Source organism: Streptomyces europaeiscabiei (genome assembly GCF_036346855.1).
Lineage (GTDB): Bacteria > Actinomycetota > Actinomycetes > Streptomycetales > Streptomycetaceae > Streptomyces > Streptomyces europaeiscabiei.
Window position 1 is genome coordinate 6,032,503 of the sequence record NZ_CP107841.1, and the last position, 18,351, is coordinate 6,050,853.

At 73.5% G+C, this 18,351-nt stretch carries 12 protein-coding genes; 5 read left to right on the plus strand and 7 right to left on the minus strand.

Translation table 11 applies throughout. The features are described from left to right. Positions 1 to 9: 9 nt before the first annotated feature. Complete coding sequence (locus tag OG858_RS26390) at positions 10 to 765, minus strand: response regulator transcription factor (RefSeq protein WP_328544354.1); 756 nt, start codon at positions 763 to 765, stop codon at positions 10 to 12. Continuing rightward, positions 762 to 2,882, minus strand: coding sequence for a histidine kinase (locus OG858_RS48545; protein WP_412775403.1), 2,121 nt, complete (start codon positions 2,880 to 2,882; stop codon positions 762 to 764). Before OG858_RS48545 ends, OG858_RS26390 begins: the two co-directional genes overlap by 4 nt. A 204-nt stretch (positions 2,883 to 3,086) precedes the next feature. On the opposite strand from OG858_RS48545, the gene OG858_RS26400 reads away from it, so the two are divergent. The 3 genes from OG858_RS26400 (at position 3,087) to OG858_RS26410 (ending at position 8,234) form a co-directional block, all read left to right on the plus strand. Continuing rightward, on the plus strand, positions 3,087 to 3,890 hold the full coding sequence (locus OG858_RS26400) for an ABC transporter ATP-binding protein (RefSeq protein WP_327724644.1): 804 nt from the start codon (positions 3,087 to 3,089) through the stop codon (positions 3,888 to 3,890). Next, positions 3,887 to 6,400, plus strand: a complete 2,514-nt coding sequence (locus OG858_RS26405; protein ID WP_328544353.1) for an ABC transporter permease — start codon at positions 3,887 to 3,889, stop codon at positions 6,398 to 6,400. Before OG858_RS26400 ends, OG858_RS26405 begins: the two co-directional genes overlap by 4 nt. A 367-nt stretch (positions 6,401 to 6,767) precedes the next feature. Further along, complete coding sequence (locus OG858_RS26410) at positions 6,768 to 8,234, plus strand: Tat pathway signal sequence domain protein (RefSeq protein WP_086749194.1); 1,467 nt, start codon at positions 6,768 to 6,770, stop codon at positions 8,232 to 8,234. 25 nt (positions 8,235 to 8,259) lie between these two features. Here the strand turns inward: OG858_RS26410 and OG858_RS26415 are convergent, their stop codons facing one another. Further along, positions 8,260 to 8,976: a DUF6000 family protein gene (locus OG858_RS26415; protein WP_328544352.1), complete on the minus strand. Its 717-nt coding sequence runs from the start codon at positions 8,974 to 8,976 to the stop codon at positions 8,260 to 8,262. Between the two features lie 196 nt (positions 8,977 to 9,172). Between OG858_RS26415 and OG858_RS26420 the strand changes: the two genes are divergently transcribed. Both OG858_RS26420 and OG858_RS26425 read left to right on the plus strand, forming a co-directional pair. Next, positions 9,173 to 10,111 carry a glycosyltransferase family 2 protein gene (locus OG858_RS26420; RefSeq protein WP_319321602.1) on the plus strand — a complete coding sequence of 313 codons (939 nt, stop codon included), beginning with the start codon at positions 9,173 to 9,175 and terminating at the stop codon, positions 10,109 to 10,111. Between the two features lie 590 nt (positions 10,112 to 10,701). Then, a complete protein-coding gene (locus OG858_RS26425) occupies positions 10,702 to 14,025 on the plus strand; it encodes an AfsR/SARP family transcriptional regulator (RefSeq protein ID WP_328544351.1) in 3,324 nt (1,107 codons plus the stop codon). Between the two features lie 97 nt (positions 14,026 to 14,122). Here the strand turns inward: OG858_RS26425 and OG858_RS26430 are convergent, their stop codons facing one another. The 4 genes from OG858_RS26430 to OG858_RS26445 form a co-directional block, all read right to left on the minus strand. Next, entirely contained in the window at positions 14,123 to 15,835 is a 1,713-nt protein-coding gene (locus tag OG858_RS26430; RefSeq protein WP_319065508.1) for a bifunctional 3'-5' exonuclease/DNA polymerase, read from the minus strand. A gap of 59 nt (positions 15,836 to 15,894) precedes the next feature. Then, positions 15,895 to 16,626, minus strand: coding sequence for a Clp protease N-terminal domain-containing protein (locus OG858_RS26435; RefSeq protein ID WP_319262580.1), 732 nt, complete (start codon positions 16,624 to 16,626; stop codon positions 15,895 to 15,897). Between the two features lie 72 nt (positions 16,627 to 16,698). Further along, positions 16,699 to 17,349: a LysE family translocator gene (locus tag OG858_RS26440; RefSeq protein ID WP_327744769.1), complete on the minus strand. Its 651-nt coding sequence runs from the start codon at positions 17,347 to 17,349 to the stop codon at positions 16,699 to 16,701. A 114-nt stretch (positions 17,350 to 17,463) separates the two neighbouring features. Continuing rightward, complete coding sequence (locus OG858_RS26445; RefSeq protein ID WP_086754383.1) at positions 17,464 to 18,189, minus strand: HAD family hydrolase; 726 nt, start codon at positions 18,187 to 18,189, stop codon at positions 17,464 to 17,466. Positions 18,190 to 18,351 lie beyond the last annotated feature (162 nt).

An 18,351-nucleotide genomic window follows, 5' to 3' on the forward strand; every position in this document is an offset into this window, starting at 1 on the left:
GGCCGGGGCTTATCCCTCCGGGGCCGGGGGCCCGGCTGCCGTTCCCGGCACGACGCCTGCCGTTCCCGGCACGATCAGGCCCGTCTCGTACGCCACCACCACGGCCTGCGCGCGGTCGCGGAGGTGGAGTTTGGCGAGGATGCGGGCGACGTGGGTCTTGACGGTGGCCTCGCTGAGGCGGAAGTGGGCGGCCAGTTCGGTGTTGCTGAGGCCGGTGGCGAGAGACCGGAGGACCTGCAGTTCGCGGGGGGTGAGCGGGGCCAGGTCGCGATGGAGGGCCGGGGTCTCGGGGGCGGGCGCGACGAAGCGTTCGATCAGGCGGCGGGTGATGGCGGGGGAGAGGAGGGCGTCGCCGGTGCGGGCCAGGTGGACGGCGGCCACCAGGTGTTCGGGGGTGACGTCCTTGAGGAGGAAGCCGCTGGCGCCGGCGGTGAGGGCGGCGTAGACGTAACGGTCCAGGTCGAAGGTGGTCAGCATGACGACGCGCGGCGGGTCGGGGACCGCGCCGCCGAGGATGCGGCGAGTGGCCTCCAGGCCGTCGGTGCCCGGCATACGGATGTCCATCAGGACGAGGTCGGGGCGCGTGCGATGGACCGCTTCGACGGCCTGGTCGCCGTCGGCCGCCTCGCCGACCACGTCGATGCCGTCGGCGGAGAGGATCATGCCGAAGCCGGTGCGGACCAGGGCCTGGTCGTCGGCGATGACCACACGGGGCCGATCGGCCTCTGCGGGGCTCGTGACGAGGGGGCGGCCGGCTGCCGTCATGAGGCGTGCCCGGGGGGTGGGTTGCCGGTGGCCGTGGCCGTGGGGTCGCTGGGCAGGTCCGCAGCGGGTGGAATTTCTGCGGCTTGGGCCCGGGCGACTGGGGGGCCGTCGGGTGGGGCGGCCACGGGTGGGCTGACTGCGGGCGGGCTCACTGCGCGTCGGTCGGGGGTGGGTGGGGGCTCGGCCGGTCGGTCTGCGGTGGGTGGGTCTGCGGTGGGTGGGGGCTCGGCCGGCCGGTCTGCGGTGGGTGGGTCTGCGGTGGGTGGGGGCCCGGCCGGTCGGTCTGCGGCAGGTGGGGGCCCGACCGGTCGGTCCACGGCGGGTGGGTTCGTGGTTGATGAGTCTTCGACGGGTGGGTCCTCAAGGGACGGGTTCCTGTCGGTTGGGTCTGTGTCCGTTGGGCCTACGGCTGCAAGGTCTACGGCCGTTGTGCTTACGGCCGTTGTGCCTACAGCCATTGTGTCTACAGCCGTTGTGCCTACGGCCGTTGGGTACGCGGCGGTTGGGTCCACTGGGCGCGGGCCCGCTGCCGGTGAGGCCCCGGCGGGCCGGTTCTCGGTGGGGGCGTCGTCGAGCGGTATGACCGCCTGTACGCGGTAGCCGCCGGTCGGGCGGGGGCCCGTGCGGAGGGTGCCGCCGTGGACGGCGAGACGCTCGCGCAGGCCGAGCAGGCCCCGGCCAGTGCCGGACGCGGCGGCGGAGGTGCGGGTGCCGCCGGTGTCCGTGACCTCCAGGCGGACCTCGGTGGGCGTGTGGTCGACAGTGACCCGTACCCGGGCGCCCGCGGCGTGCTTGACGGTGTTCGTCAGGGCCTCCTGGACGACGCGGTACGCGGCCAGACCGGCGCCCGGGGACAGCGGGGACGGTGTGCCGGTGACGGTCAGCTCGACCGGGACGCCGGAGGCGCGGACACGGGAGGTGAGGGCCGGGAGCTGGTCCAGGCCCGGCTGCGGGGCCAACTCCGTGTCGACGGCCGGCCCCGCCCAGGAACCAGCCGCCCCGGGCCCACTCCAGGAACCTGCCGGCCTCGCCCGACCTGCCGGCCTCGCCCGACCTGTCGGCCCGGCCCCGAAACCGGTAGGCCCCGCCTCATGACCGCTCGGCCCCGCCCCACCACCCGCGCCCACCCCGGCGGTCGCGGTCTGATCGTCTTCGGTCATGGTCAACAGGCCCATCACATGGCGCAGTTCGGTCATCGCCGTACGACCGCCCGCCTCTACGGCCAGAAGGGCCTCGCGGGCCCGGTCGGGGGCGACGTCCATCACCTTGCGTGCCGCGCCCGCCTGGATCACCATCACGCTCACATTGTGGGTGACCACATCGTGCAACTCGCGGGCGATACGCGAGCGTTCGTGCTCGACCGCGAGACGCGTCGCCGCTTCCTGCTGCTCCTGGAGGGCGTGCACGCGCTGCTTCCAGGTGTGGATCGCGTTGGCGCCGAGTCCCACGCCGAGCAGCACGAGGAACGGGATCACGGCCGGGGTGACGTACGGGAAGTTCTCCTCGACGAAGGCCGCGATCAGGGCGGCACCCGCCACCAGGCTGGTGAGCGCGCGCAGCCGGTACGGGCTGTGGACGGCGGCGCTGTACGCGGCGACCAGGCACGTCAGGAACGTGTACACGGTCGTGTCGCCCGCGCCCAGGCGCTGGTTGAGCACCATCGTCGTGACGATCACCGCCCAGAACGCGGTCAGCGGGTAGCGGCGGCGTACGAGGAGCGGCAGCGCGGTCAGGGCGGCCAGGAGCAGCTGCCAGGTGTCGACCCCGCCGAGGTCCTGCCCCGGGTACGCGGGGCTCGGCAGGGGTGGGGGCGGCGGCACCGGCACCACCGGTCCGCCTCCCGGACCCGGCGTCACCACCGCGCTCGGCAGCTGCAGGACCGCGCTCACGTCCTGCGCCAGCGCGGCCCCCACCGTGCAGGCGGCCAGGAGAAGGGCGAGGGACGCGTCGGCCGTCCACGCCCAGCGGGAGGGGCGGGGCAGCGGGACCGTGGTGTGCAGGAGGAACGACAGGCCGCTCCGCCAGAGCCGTGCGAACGCCGCCCACGACCCCACCCGAACCCCGCTCGACGGCGACCCGCCCGCCCGCGCCCCCGCCTGCGCCTCCCCGCCGTCCATGGGACCAGTGTGGCAAGCGGCGACGGCCGTCACATCCCTCGCGGTGGGGACGGGCCGTACATCATCCGCGTACATCTCGGGGATGACGAGGGCGCGGGGTCCCTCCGGTACGGCAGAGGGGTTCGCCGTCGTGGGTGACGACCGGGCGCGGGGCCCCTCCCTAGCGTCGGGGCCACATGTCAACCACTCTCCTGGGGAGGCTCCGTGGCCACGACCACGACCCCGTCCAACGCCGCGCCCGGCACCTCCGCCGCGCCCGTCATCGACATCCGTGAGGTGAGCAGGGCGTACGGCGGTGAAGGGCCGCCGGCGCTCGACGGGGTCTCGCTGTGCGTGCGGGCCGGGGAGGCGGTGAGCGTCATCGGGCCGTCGGGGAGCGGCAAGTCGACGTTGCTCAATCTGATCGCCGGGCTGGACCGGCCGAGTTCGGGGAGCGTCACCGTCGACGGGGTACGGGTGGACCGGCTGGGCGAGGCCGGGTCGGCGCGGTACCGGCGGGCCAAGGTCGGCATGGTCTTCCAGTTCTTCAATCTGCTGGACGACCTGACCGTCGCCGACAACGTGCTGCTCCCCGCCCAGCTGGCCGGCATGGCCAGGGCCGAGGCGCGTCGGCGTGCCGCGGGCCTGCTGGAGTACCTCCGCATCGACCGGCACGCCGACGCGTATCCCGGCCGGCTGTCCGGCGGTGAACGGCAACGGGTCGCCGTGGCCCGCGCGTTGATGAACCGCCCGGCCCTCCTGCTGGCCGACGAGCCCACGGGCGCGCTCGACACCGCGTCCGGCAACGACGTCCGGGCCCTCCTCACCGAACTCAACGCGGACGGCCAGACGATCGTCCTCGTCACCCACGACCTGCGCCTCGCCGAGTCCTGCGCCCGCCGGACGGTGGAGCTGGTCGACGGGCGGGTCGTGCGCGATGTGGTCCGGGACGGCGAGCGGGGCGGCATCACAGACGGCCTGGAGGGCATCGTGGAGGGCGGCTCCGGCACGGCGGCGGTGCGGCGGTGAGCGCGCTCGGGCGGGTGGTGCGGGCCGGGGTGGGGCGGCGGCGGGTGCAGACCGTGGTGATGGTGCTGACCACGCTGATGGCCGTCACCGCGTCGGTACTCGCGGTCGGGCTGCTCGTCGCCGCGCGGGCACCCTTCGAGCGGGCCTTCGCGGAGCAGCGCGGCGCGCATCTGACCGGACAGTTCGACGGCGCGAAGGTGACGGCCGCGCGGCTCGCGGAGACCGCCGACGCACCCGGTGTGACCGCCACGGCCGGGCCCTTCCTGGCCCTCTCGGTACGGCCCCGCACCGTCACGGGGTCCGACTTCATGCCGGCCGGGGTGGATCTGCCGCCGTTGACCGTCGTCGGCCGGGAGGACCCGGGCGGACCCGTCGACGAGATCGACCTGATCGCGGGCTCCTGGGCCACCAGGCCGGGCCAGATCGTGCTGGCCGCCGACGGCACCCCGCTACGGCCGGGCGCCCGCCTGACCGTCCCCGACGCCCCGGGCGCCCCGACCCTGACCGTCGTCGGGCTCGCCCGCTCGGTGACCGGCACGGGCGACGCCTGGGTGACACCGGCACAGGCGGAGGCGCTGGCGGAGACATCGGCAGGGAAGAACGCGAAGAACGCGAAGAACACAAAGAACGCGGAGAGTGGCAACGGCGGTGGCGGTGGCGGTGGCGTTGGCGGTGAGGGCGGTTCGGCGTCGTACGAAATGCTCTACCGCTTCCGTCACGCCGCCACCGACTCCGAAGTGGCCGTCGGCCGTGCCGCGATCGTGGCGGCCGTGCCGGACGGGGCGATGAGCGGTGCGCGGTCCTACCTGACGGTGAAGCAGGAGGAGACGGCGAACGCGATGGCGTTCGTGCCGTTCCTGGCGGCCTTCGGGGTGCTCGGGCTGTGTCTGTCGGTGCTGGTGATCGGGATCGTGGTCGGCGGCGCCGTCGGGGCGGCCACCCGGCGGATCGGTGTGCTCAAGGCGCTCGGGTTCACACCCGCGCAGGTCGTACGGGCTTACGTGGTGCAGGCGTTGGTGCCTTCGGCGATCGGCTGCGTCCTCGGGGTGGCGCTCGGCAACGCGCTGGCCGTTCCGGTGCTGGCCGAGGTCGGGGAGGCGTTCGGCGCGCCGGCCGGGGGGATCCCGGTGTGGGTGGACGTGGCGGTGCCCGGCGCCGCGCTCGTGCTGGTCGCCGGTGCGGCCGTGGTGCCCGCGCTGCGTGCCGGGCGGCTGCGGACGGTGGAGGCGATCGCGGTCGGGGGCGGGCGCGGGGTCGCCGGGCGCGGTGGGCCCGGACGTGGGCGGGTGGCCCGCCGGTTGCGGCGGTTCGCGGCCCGACTGCCGTTGCCGAGGGCGGTCGGGCTCGGGCTGGCGCATCCCTTCGCGCGGCCGGCGCGGTCGGCGACGGTGGCCGCGGCGGTCGCCTTCGGCGCCGTGTCCGTCACCTTCGCCGTCGGGCTGGCCCTGACACTGGGCGCGGTGCAGGAGGGCCGCAGGCTCGACTCGGCCGGAGCGGTCGTGGTGGAGGCGGGTGGCGGGCAGGGGCCGCCCGGCGCCGAGGTGGTGCGTGCGGACGGGGGCGGTGTGGCGGAGAAGGCCGATCCGGAGGCCGTGACCGCCGTGCTGCGGGCGCAGAAGGGCACCGGACGGTTCTACGGCACCGCCCAGGCCCAGGTCGGCGCCTCCGGGATCACCGGTGCGACGACCGTCGTGGCGTACGAGGGAGACTCGGCGTGGGGCGCTCCCGAGCTCGTCTCGGGGCACTGGCTCGACGGGCCCGGCCAGGCGGTGGTCACCTCGCGCTTCCTGACGGCCGCCGGGATCGGCGTCGGCGACACGGTGACCCTCACCGAGAACGGCCGACGGGCCACCGTACGGATCGTCGGCGAGGCCTTCTTCACCCAGGGCCAGGGCATGGTCCTGCTCACCTCGACCGCCACCCTCACCGAACTCGGGCTCGGCGCACAGGCGTTGCCGGGCCGGTACCACGTACAGACCGAGCCGGGCACCGATCCGGCGGCGTACCCGGACTCGCTGAACCGGGCGTTCGACGAGGCCGGCATCGGTGCCTTCGCCCTCGCCGCCACGGCCGACTCCTCCAGCGTGATCGTGGCCATGGACGCACTGATCGGGATGCTCACGCTGATGCTCGTCGTGGTCGCCGGGCTCGGCGTCCTCAACACGGTCGTCCTCGACACCCGCGACCGCGTCCACGACCTCGGCGTCTTCAAGGCCCTCGGCATGACACCCCGCCAGACCGTCGCCATGGTCGTCACCTCCGTCGCCGGGGTGGGGCTGCTCGCGGGGCTGGTCGCGGTGCCGGCCGGGATCGCGCTGCACCGGGCCGTCATCCCGCTCATGGGCGACGCCATCGGTATGACCCTGCCGGCCACGGACATCGCCGTGTACGACGCTCCCGTGCTCGCGTCCCTCGCGCTGGGCGGGCTGGTCATCGCGGTGGCGGGGGCGCTGCTGCCGGCGGGCTGGGCGGCGAGGGCGGGTACGGCCGCGGCGCTGCGGACGGAGTGAGTGGGCCCTTCACACGTCACTGTCGTGGAGGAGCGGCCACGCGGTTCCGGGATCCGGGGGCCGGGGTCCGCGTCGCTGGGTGCGCGTGCCGGGGTCCCCGGTTCCCGGAAGGCGTCCCGCGCACCCATGGGGTGCGCGGGACGCCCGCGTTCCCCCGTGCCCCCTGTCCAGCCCCTTCCCTTCCCCCTCCCCTCCGCCCTCCCCTTCCCCCGCCCTGCCCTTCCCCCTCCTCCTTTTCAATCGGCGTGTCCGGCAGGGGCGTTGACCGGTCCCGGGAGCACCAGCAGAATGAGCCCTCACGCGCTTGAGAGCGCTCTCAGAACGTGACTGCGGGCGCGCCCTCAGGCCGCACTTCCAAGGGAGACCCATGACCGGCAGCATCGACAGCACCGGCATGACCGGCGCGACCGGCAGACAAGGCCCGGCAGACAGACAAGGCCCGGCAGCCCCGGCTTCACCGGCGTTCAGCCGCCGGGCACTCCTCGGCACCGGCCTCGGGACCGCGGCGGCGCTCACCGTCGTCGGCTCCGGCCCGGCCCACGCGGCGCCCCGGACGGCCGGGGCCTCGGCCCGACGGCGCGGACAGGCCTTCCTCGCCGCCGCCATGGACGCCTACCCCGACCACGGCGCCATCCGGCTGACCCAGAGCTACACCGACCAGGCGGGCCTGTTCAGCACGGCGTTCACGTACGACAACGCGCTCGCGATCCTCGCCCACCTCGCCGTGGGCACCGAGGACGGCCGGGCCAGGGCGGTGATGCTCGGGGACGCGCTGATCCACGCCCAGGAGCACGACCCGGCGTACGACGACGGCCGGCTGCGCCAGGCGTACAACGTCGGGCCGTACGTCTACTACGACGGCGTACCGCAGCCGGACGGGTTCGTCCGGGCGGACGGGACCGCCAACGTCGGCACCCAGTTCGGCTTCACGGGCACGGCCGTGGGGGACATGGCCTGGGCGGGGATCGCGCTGAGCGCGCTGGCCCGGCGGACCGGGAAGCGGCGCTTCCTCGCCGCCGCGGTGCGGATCGGGGAGTGGATCGAGCGGACCGGCCGTACCGACGAGCCCCTCGGCGGCTACAAGTTCGGTGTGAACGGGGCGAACGAGAAGCTGCCGTTCACCTCGACCGAGCACAACACGGACCTGGTCTGCCTGTTCGGACGGCTCGCCCGGCTCACCGGCGACCGGGTGTGGTGGACGCGGCGCGCACGGGCCGAGGCCTTCGTGAAGCGGATGTGGGAGCCGGCCCAGGGCGCGTCGGGCGGCTTCTTCTACACCGGTACCAACGACGGCGTGACCGTCAACAGATCGCCGATCCCCGAGGACACCCAGACCTGGACCCACCTCGCACTCGACTCCGGCCGGTACGCGCGCTCCCTCGACTGGGCGGCCCGGGACCTGGCCGTTCTCGACCACGCCGAGCGCCGCAACAGCACGGTCCCCGCCGGGCAGTCGTACGAGGGCGTCACCTTCAGCTCCGTCAGCCTCCTCGCCAACGAGGACGCGCCCATCGCCGAGTTCCAGCCCAAGCCCAACCGCAACGGCGTCTGGTTCGAGGGCACCGCCCACCTCGCGCTCGCCCTGCGCGACCGGGGCGCGCGTGGCGACGAGACCCGCGCCCGGCGCCTGCTCACCTCCCTCGAACGCGCCCAGGACCACCTGGGCACCGCCCAGACCGTCGGCGGCCGCCCCCTCCCCGCCCGCTCCGGCATCGTCTCCGCCAGCAGCCCCCTCGACACGGGGTTCGGCTTCGGTTACTACCCGTACCGGCACACGGGCGCCACGGCCTGGTACCTGATGGCGGCGGTGCGGGCGAACCCGCTGCGGGCCTGAGCCCGACGCGGGAGGGACCCGAGCCTCAGCCCGGCGTGGACCAGCCACCGGCGAAGTCGCACAGCCGGGCCATGGCCGCCCGCTCCCGGTCGGGTGCGTACGCGGCACGGTCCGACTCGTGGATGACGGCGTCCACCCAGCGCTGATAAAGCCCGTCGGGTGCGGTGAAGGGCGCCGCGCGGGCCGTGCCGAGGCGGCTGTCGAGGTGCAGGAGGGTACCCAGGGCGACGGGCTGGTCGTAGCGGAGGTCGGTGCGGGGCAGGTAGCGGTTCAGGTAGGCGGTGAGGATCTCGGCGTCCTCGGGGGCGCCGAAACGGGCCAGGGCGAAGCAGTAGCCCGATCCCGCGAACATCACCTCGCTGTCCAGCAGCAGTTCACCGATGCGGGCCCGGTACGAGGTCCGCCGGGAGATGCCGATCAGCCAGGCCGCCGTGAGGCGGGGCCGCCAGCCGTGGGAGAGCAGGGAGTTCAGGTCGGCGTCCGTGATCGACGCGGCGTCGAGAAGCAGCGGGCGCAGGAACCGCCTGCGGGTGGCTCCCTCGAACCGCAGGAACCGGCCGCTCCCCAACTCGCCGTACCGGCCGATGCTCCGCCGGTCGGCGCGTGGACGGACGTACCGCCTGACGGCCTTCCAGTGGGCGACCTCCTCCGGCGTCATGCCCTTGCCCACCCGATTCCTCCGCTCCTGCGACCTGCGCTGTTCCCCGGACTCCGCCCTGCCGAGAGCGTAGATCCACACCACCCGCCCCACCCCTCGCAGAAGGGCCGGGAATGACCGGTGAGACCGGCTCCCGCGTCCGTACTCAAGTCTGTACGGAGGGCGGAGAGTCGGCGTATGCGCCGAGTCTGTGCGAAGCCTCCGACGTGAACGGCTAGCATCCCGGCCGTAAACAGTCGATGGAAACGGGATGTGGGCCGGCGGTCGTCGGCTCCGCCGCATGTCGTCGGCAGTCCGTGGACAGGATGGGGTTGGTGTCGTGGTGGAGGCCGGGCCGCGGGTCGCTGTCGCCGTGGTGACGATGGGCAATCGGCCCGCCGAGGTGGACGCGCTGCTCGCCTCCGTGGCCAAGCAGGACGTCGCGCCCGAGCGGATCGTGGTCGTCGGGAACGGGTGCCCCCTCCCCGAGTTCGCCGAACGGCTCGGCCTGCCCGGTGAGGTCACCCTCATCGAGGTGGACGAGAACCTCGGCTGCCCCGGCGGCCGGAACGTGGCCCTCGAACGGCTGCGGGAGTTCGGGGACGTCGACATCGTCGTCGAACTGGACGACGACGGGCTGCTCGTCGACGCCGATGTGCTGCGCCGCGTGCAGGACTTGTACGCCGCCGACCCCCGCCTCGGCATCGTCGGCTTCCGCATCGCCGACGAGCACGGCGAGACCCAGCGGCGGCACGTGCCGAGGGTCGGCGCCAAGGACCCGATGCGCGGCGGCCCGGTCACCGGGTTCCTCGGCGGGGGACACGCCCTCTCCATGGCCATGCTCGGCGAAACGGGCGACTGGGCCGCCGAGTTCTTCTTCGCGCACGAGGAGACCGACCTGGCCTGGCGGGCGCTCGACGCCGGCTGGACCGTGCTCTACGCCCCCGAACTGCTCCTCCAGCACCCGAAGACCTCGCCCGCCCGGCACGCCATCTACTACCGCGTCAACGCCCGCAACCGCGTCTGGCTCGCCCGCCGCCGCCTCCCGTTCCCGCTCATCCCCGTCCACCTCGGGGTGTGGGTCCTCATCACCCTGCTGCGGATGCGCTCGGTGGGCGGACTGAAGGCGTGGTTCGGCGGCTTCGTGGAGGGCTGGCGCGAGTCGGGCGGCGAGCGCCGACCCATGAGCTGGCGGACGGTGTGGCGCCTGACGCGGCTGGGACGGCCACCGATCCTCTAGGCCCAGACGATCCTCCGGGCCCAGACGATCCTCCGGGCCCAACGATCCTTTGGGCCCGCCGATCCTCCGGGCCCAACGATCCTTTGGGCCCGCCGATCCTCCGGGCCCAACGATCCTTTGGGCCCGCCGATCCTCCGGGCCCAACGATCCTTTGGGCCCGCCGATCCTCCGGGTCCGTCGATCCTCTAGGCCCAACGATCCTCTGGGCCCGCCGGGCACAAACGGGCAGGTCCAAGCCCAACAGGCCGGTCCGGCAACTGATTCGGCCGTTCGGTGGCCGAGTCGGCCTGCCCGGCCGCGGATGCTGACCGTCCCGCGACACACGAGTGCCCCGGTCGTTCACCTCCACCGACCGGGGCACAGCGCTTTGTGCGGTTCCCGGATCCGGCAGCGGCGGCGTCACTCCCCCGAGCTACGCGTACCACGCGTGCGCCGTCGTCGCCGGATCCGATGAAGTGATCACATCAGGTCCCGCCAACGGATCGCTAACATGAGCCCAACGGTTCCACGGGGAGCCGTACGGGAGGCGGCGGCAGGTCGCCGCGGGGCGGGCCCGGAACGACGGCGCGGGAAGGCAGCGGTCGGGTTCTATGCGGGACGGGCTGCGGTTCGGACTGCTCGGTCCGCCGGTTCTGTACGAGGCCGGGGATGCCGGGGACACCGGGGGTTCCGGTGACGGCCGTGCACGTGGTGCCGCCGACGGTGACGCCGGCCGTTCGGGCACCGGCTCCGGCGATGTCTCCACCGGTGTTTCCCGTGGTGTCTCCGGCAGCGTTTCCCGTGCTGTCTCCGGCGGCGGCGTGAGGTCCGTCGGCAGCGGCAAGATGCGGGCCCTGTTCGTCGCGCTGCTGCTCGAACCCGGGCGGGTCGTCTCCGTCGACACCCTCAAGGACGTGCTCTGGGACGCCACGCCACCGCCGTCCGCACAGGCTTCCCTGCACAACCATGTGACCCGCCTGCGCAGGCTGTTGGACGACCCCGAGCGGCTGCGCGCGATCCCGCCGGGCTATCTGCTGCGGGTCGACGACGGCGAGCTGGACGTCCGCGTCTTCGAGGCCCACGCCCGCGCCGCCCGCACCGCGCACGCCGGGCGGGACTGGACCCGGACGGTGCGTGAGTCCGCCGCCGCACTCGCCCTCTGGCGGGGGACACCGCTCGGCGGCCTGCCGGTCGAGGAGTTCCGCGCCCAGGCCTTCGTCCAACGCCTGGAGGAGGCCCGGCTGTTGCTCCTGGAGCGACGGTACGAAGCCGAACTCCACCTCGCGGCCGACACGGCGCGCGAGGAGGCCACCGGAGCGCACGCGCTCGGCGCCCTCGCCCCCGAACTGACCGCCCTCGTCGCCGAGCACCCCCTCCGCGAGGCCTTCCACCGGCTCCTCATGCTCGTCCTCCACCGCACGGGCCGCCAGGCCGAGGCCCTGGCCGTCCACCGGGACCTCCGCGCCCGCCTCCTCGACGAACTCGGGGTGGAACCGGGCCCCGCCGTACGCGACGCCCACGTGGAGATCCTGCACGAGCACGAGCACGAGCACGAGCACGACCCCGAGCCCCTGGCGACCCCGGCCGACCCTCCCCTCGACGAGCTCCCGCCCCGCCCGGCCCAACTACCGCTTCCGCCGGCTCATTTCACGGGCAGGGGAGAGGTGCTGGGCGAGCTTCGCCGTGCACTCGACCCGAGCATCAGCGCCTCCTCAGGGGTGCGGGGCGGCAACGATTCCGCGGCTGCCGCCGCGTGGACGCGACGCACGACCACGACGGACCCGCACCCGCCGACCCACAGCCCCTCCCGCGCACATGGGTGCCCGGCCCCTCCCAAGGGGACCGTCACAGCGGTCATCAGCGGCATGGCCGGCGTGGGCAAGAGCGCCCTCGCCCTCCACCTCGCCCACGAACTCGCCGAACACTTCCCCGACGGCCAGCTGTACATCAACCTCCACGGCGCCACCCCGGGCATGACCCCGCTCACCCCCGCCCAGGCCCTCGCCGCGCTGCTCCGGGACCTCGGCACCGCCCCGCGCCGCATCCCCGAACACCCGGACGCCGCGGCCGCGCTGCTCCGCTCGACGCTCGCCCCGACCCGCACCCTGATGGTGCTGGACGACGCCGCGCACGCCGCCCAGGTACGCCCCCTGCTCCCGGCCGGCGCCGGCTGTGCGGTCATCGTGACGAGCCGGTCGCCGCTCACCGCACTGGACGGCGCCCACCGCTTCCCGCTTGCCCCGCTGTCGGACGACGAGAGCGCGGCCCTGCTGCGTGCCGCGTCGGGCCGCGCGGCAGGCCTGGACGCCGCGCACCCCCTCGTCGAACTCACCGGCCGCCTCCCGCTCGCCCTCCGCGTCGTCGCGGCCCGCCTCGCCGCCCGCCGCGCACTCACCCCGGACGCGCTGGCCGGTCAACTGGCGGCCACGGAAGGACGGTTGCAGCACCTCGAATACGACGACCTGAGTGTCCGCCGCTCCCTCGCCGTCGCCCACGAGGCCCTGCACGCCTCCGACCGCGAGGCCGACCGCGACGCCGCCCACGCCCTCAGCCGTATCGGCGCCCTCGACCTGCCCACGTACGGCGCACCCCTCCTCGCCCGCCTCGGCGGCACCGACGAGTTCCGCGCCGAGAGCGCCCTCGACCGCCTCGTCGACGTGGCTCTCCTCGACGAGACGACGTACGGCCGGTACGTCCCCCACGACCTCGTACGCCACTTCGCCCGCGAACTCGCCGACGCGACGGACACGGCCGACACCACCGGGGCCGTCGAACAGGCCCTCCGCTGGTACGCCGGTCGCGCACGCCAGAGCCTGCTGGTGATGCTCCCACCGGGTTACGAGCGCGACGAACGCCTCCGTACGACGGCGTCCACGGCGGAGCCGCAACCGATGGAGCCGCCCTTCACCTCCGCCGAGGAGGCGTTCGTCTGGGGCGACCGCGAACTCCCCAACATCGTCGCCCTGGTGGAACGCTGCTCCCGAGAGCACGGCGGCGGCGGGTCCGACGGCGGTGTCGACGGCGGCAGGCGGGACAGCGGGGCCGCGGTGGCAGCACTCGTCCCCGCCCTCGTCCGCCACCTCTTCCCCTACCTGCACCGAGGTGGCCGGCTCGCGGAGCTGGACGTCCTCGGGCGGTTCGCCCTGGACGTGGCGAGATCGCTCGGAGACGACGAGGCCGAGGCGTTCGCGTTGACCGACCGGGCCGGGCTGCACTTCATGTCCGGCCGGGCCTCGGAGGCGCTCGCCCTCAACGACGAGGGCCTGACACTGTGGCGGCGCCTCGGGGTCGTGTCGTGCGTACGGCGGTGCCTGAACAACCGGGGGCTCGTACTGGAGAGCCTCGGCCGGTACGAGGAGAGCGAGGAGACACTCCGGGAGAGCCTGGAACTGTCCCGGCAACTCGGTGACCCGTACGGCGAGGCGGTGACCTTCAGCCACCTCGGCAACCTGTACAAGCACACCGACGCGCGGGCCGCCATCGCCCACCACGAACGGAGCCTGGCACTGGGCGAGATGGCCGACAGTCTCGTCGTACGGCACACCGCGCACTGCAACATCGGCTACGCCCACCTCAGACTCGGCGAACCGGCCGCCGCCGTACGCAACTTCGAGCAGAGTCTGCGCATCCTCGGCGACGACGAGGACTGGCAGGGGGAGTCCAAGTCCCGGCTCGGCCTGGTACGGGCCCTGCGCGAGCTGGGCCGGCCGGACCGCGCGTCCCACGAGTGCGCCCTCCTCCTCGACCTCGCCGAACGCCGCGCCGACCAGTACGCCGTCGGCCTCGCCCGGCACCAGCGCGGGCTGCTCCTGCGGGATCAGGGCCGCGTCGAGGAGGCGTACCGCGAGTGGGAGCGCGCCCAGACGGTCCTGGACGACACGGACTCGACGGTGGCGGTGGAACTGAGGGAATTACTGAAGGACCGCGCCCCGTAGTCCCCGCGCTCGACAGGGACCGCGACTGTCAGGGAGAGGCGGAGCACCGCGCGAGGGCCGGCCCCCGACCCCCCTCGCGCCCTGGAACGAGCGGCGCTCATTTCGCATCGGCATAGCACTCCACCACCGCCGTGGTGAACGGAAACCGCACCGGCGTCTGCCCGAACGTCAGCCGCCCCGACAGCTCGGACGCCTCCCGGATCGCCGCCACGACCGCCTCCGCCTCCTCCTGCGGACAGTGCACGATCACCTCGTCGTGCTGGAAGAAGACCAGCTCGGCAGCCATGCCGTCGAGGGCGCGCCGGAGGGCGGCGAGGAGGAGCAGGGTCCAGTCGGCGGCACTGCCCTGGACGACGAAGTTGCGGGCGAACCGCCCGCGGGCACGGGAGTTGGTGGAGGCGTACCCGGGCACCCACTCGCTCCCCTGCCCCTGCCCCTGTTCCGGGGATTCGAGGTCGGGGTCGGCCTGGGGGATACCCGCCTCCTCGGCCGCCGCGTCGGAGGCGCCGACCGCCGGTGGACACGTACGCCCGAGCCAGGTCCGTACGAGCCGGCCCTCCTCGCCCGCGCGGGCCGCGTCGTCGACGTACTGCACGGCGCGCGGGAACCGTCGGCGCAGTGCGGCGAGATTCTTGAGCCCGTCCCCGGACGTCTGCCCGTAAACGGCACCCAGCACGGCGAGCTTGGCCTGCGCGCGGTCGCCGGAGAAGGCGCGGTCGGAGACGGACTGGTAGAGGTCGGTGGCGCGGCCCGCGACCTCCATGAGGCCGGGGTCGCGGGAGATGGCGGCCAGCACCCTGGGTTCCATCTGGTCGGCGTCGGCGACGACGAGCCGCCAGCCGGGGTCGGCGACGCAGGCGCGGCGGATCACCTTGGGGATCTGGAGCGCGCCCCCGCCGTTGGTGACCCACCGCCCGGTGACGGTGCCGTGCGCGAGGAACTCGGGCCGGAACCGCCCGTCCCGGACCCAGTCCTGCAGCCAGGACCACCCGTGGGCGACCCAGATCCGATACAGCCGCTTGTATTCGAGGAGGGGCTTCACGGCAGGGTGATCGAGGGCCTCGATCTCCCAGCGACGGGTGGAGCGGATGCGGATCCCGGCCTGCCCGAAGGCTTTGACGACATCGGCGGGCAGATCGGGCCGCACGCGCCGCCCGAAGGCGTTCGACACCTCCTCGGCGAGTTCGGCGAGCCGACGCGGTTCGCCTCCGCCCGCGTACCGCTCGCCGAGCAGCTCGCGCAGCACCTCCCGGTGCACATCGGCCCGCCACGGCAGCCCCGCCCGGTTCATCTCGGCGGCGACGAGCATCCCGGCCGACTCGACGGCGGTCAGCAGCCGCATCCGGTCCGGGTGCGCGGTGGCGTCGTGCCGTCGCTGCTGGTCCGCGTACACCTCGACGAGGTCGGTGAGGGGGACGTGGACGGGGCGGGGCTCGAAGAGGGACGGCTGGGCGCCGGGGTCGGCCGACCGCAGGGGCGGATCCGGCGGGACGGGACCGTGACGGAGCCGGGCGAGCGCGGCCGCCGCGGAACGCGGCTCCCCGAGCCGCCCCTCATGCCCGAGGAGCAGGCTCTCGGCGTCCTCGATGTCATAACACCGCTCCACTCGCACCCCCGTCGCGAGCAGCCGCGGATACACCTCCCCGGTGGCCCGCCACACCCACCGCCCCACCTCCGGCCCCCGCCGCCGCACCGCCTCCCCGAGATCCGCCTCCCACACCACCGGCCCCGCGAGCACGCCGTCCACCCCGAGGGGGGCGACCTCCACGCCACCGTCCTCGGTCGTCGCGAGCGCCCACCGGTCGGTCATGGGTGCGAGTGTGGCAGGGGGGTCTGACAATGGCCGTCGGAGCGGAGGCAGGGTGGCCCCTACTCTTCCTCCTGCCCCTGCACGATCGACTGCAGGGCCTTCGCCACGTCCGCCTCCGTGGCCTCCTTGGTCGCACCCAGCCCGCTCAGCACCCCTTCCCCGTTCTCGAACTCCAGCAGCGCGAGCAGGATGTGTTCCGTGCCGATGTAGTTGTGGCCGAGGCGGAGGGCCTCGCGGAAGGTGAGTTCGAGGACCTTCTTGGCGTCGGGGCCGTAGGGGATCAGCTCGGGGACCTCGGCGGAGGCCGGCGGGAGGACGGCGGCGGCGGCTTCCCGTACGGCCTCGGGGGAGACGCCCTGGGCGACGAGCGCCTTGGCGCCGAGCCCCTCCGGCTCGGCGAGGAGGCCGAGGGCGAGGTGGGCGGGCAGCCCCTCGACGGCACCGGCGGCCTTGCCCTCGTTGTGCGCGGCCGTGACCACGTTGCGGGCGCGCGGGGTGAAGCGGCTGAACCCCTGACTGGCGTCGAGGTCGTTCTCGCCCTTCGGCACGAACCGCTTCTGTGCCGCCTGCCGTGTCACCCCCATGCTCCTGCCGATCTCCGTCCAGGACGCGCCCGAACGCCGGGCCTGGTCCACGAAGTGGCCGATCAGATGGTCGGCCACTTCGCCGAGGTGGTCCGCGGCGATCACCGCGTCCTGGAGCTGGTCGAGCGGTTCGGGGTGGACCTTCTTGATGGCGTCGATGAGTTCGTCGAGACGGATGGACGCGGTGACTCGCGGGTTCGTCGTCATGTGTCAACCTTAGGTTGACACCCTCTTGGTGTCAACCTTGGGTTGACAGCTGCTGTGCGCCCGCGGCTTCCCTCACCTCGGCGAGGTCGCCAACCGCACCGCCAGCCCCGCGAACACCGTCCCGGTGAAAATGTTGAGCCCCCGCGCCACCCGACGGCTGCGGCGCAGGACCTGGGTGAGACGACCGGCGACGAGCGCGACCGAGCCGTCCCACAGGAAGCCCATGACGACGATGGTGCAGCCGAGCAGCAGGAGCTGGCCGGGTACGTGTCCGAGAGAGGGGGCGACGAACTGTGGCAGGAACGCCACGTTGAAGAGGATCACCTTTGGGTTGAGGAGATTGGTGACCGCGCCCTGCCAGAACGCCCGCCGCAGCCCGGTGCCCCCACGGCCGTCCGCCGCGAACCCGGGGCCCGTGCCTTCGTCCCCCGGCACCGACCGGTCCCGGAACGCCTTCACCGCGAGGTACAGCAGATACGCCGCCCCCAGCCACCGTAGAACGTAGTAGAGCACCGGCAACGCCTCGAACAATGCCGAGAGACCCAACGTCGCCGCCACGGTGTGCACGAGCATCGCGCTCGCCACCCCCGCCGCCGCCATCACCCCGACCACGGGCCCACCCCGCCCCCCGACGGCCACGATGAACATCATGTCTGGCCCCGGCGTGACACACAGGGCGAAGGCCGCGACCAGGAACGCCGCGTAGAGAGATGCGTCAACCATGGCGCCATGCTTGGCGGTTCGGGCGGGGCAGGGCGACCGAGTTTCACGGATCGGACGTGCGGCGGCGGCCCCTGGCACGCACCCCTGGATCCCCGGATCGGCCCGGACACCCTGTCAACGGACGAGGGCGTCCGGGAGTTCGTCGAGCGTGGTGATGACGCGTATGCCGTCGTCGGTGGCGCCGCCGGTGCCGGTCTTCGCACGGTCGAGCCAGTACGCGTGCAGTCCCGCGTCACGGGACCCGAGGGCGTCGAGTGTGTACTTGTCCCCGACGTACGCCACTTCGTGCGGAGGGAGGCCGAGGGACGCGCAGCCCGCGAGGAAGATGCTCGGCGCGGGCTTCGCCGCGCCGTGCTGGTCGGAGCAGACGAGGACCTTGTCGATGTCGAAGTAGGGCAGCAGTCCGATGGCGTGGAGCTTGTGGCGCTGGTGGTCGGCGGACGAGTTGGAGACGATGCCGAGGCGGTAGTCGGCCGCGAGCCGTTCGAGAACGGGCTCGGCGTCGGGGAACGCCGCCCAGGCCGCGTTGCGGTGAGCCTCGTATGCGGCGAACCAGGCGGAGGCCTCGGCGTCCGACATGGCGGAGGTGTCCCGTCCCGCGTCGGAAAGGAAGCGGCGGGTGCGTTCGAGCCGCTGCTCGGCGAAGGTGAGTTCGCCGCTGAGGAAGCGCCCGTACTGCACCTCCATGATCGTCCGCCAGAACGAGAGTGCCGCGGCGGGGCCGGGGAATTGGTCGAGCAGCCCTTGCGCCCGCAGGTGGGCGAGCACGCCGACCTCCTCCGAAGTCGAGTAGTCGAACAGTGTGTCGTCCACATCGAAGAGCACACCCCGGATCGGCATGCGACCGCCCTTTCTGGCCTGGTGGGAGAACCGCTGTCGGCGTGGCGAGCATCCCACGAGCACGGGCGGGGAGTCAGGCTCCGGCCGGAACGCACCCGCCCCCGTACTGCGCTCCGCCCCCGTACTGCGCTCCGCCCCCAGTCCGGCGCATCCGCTCTCGCC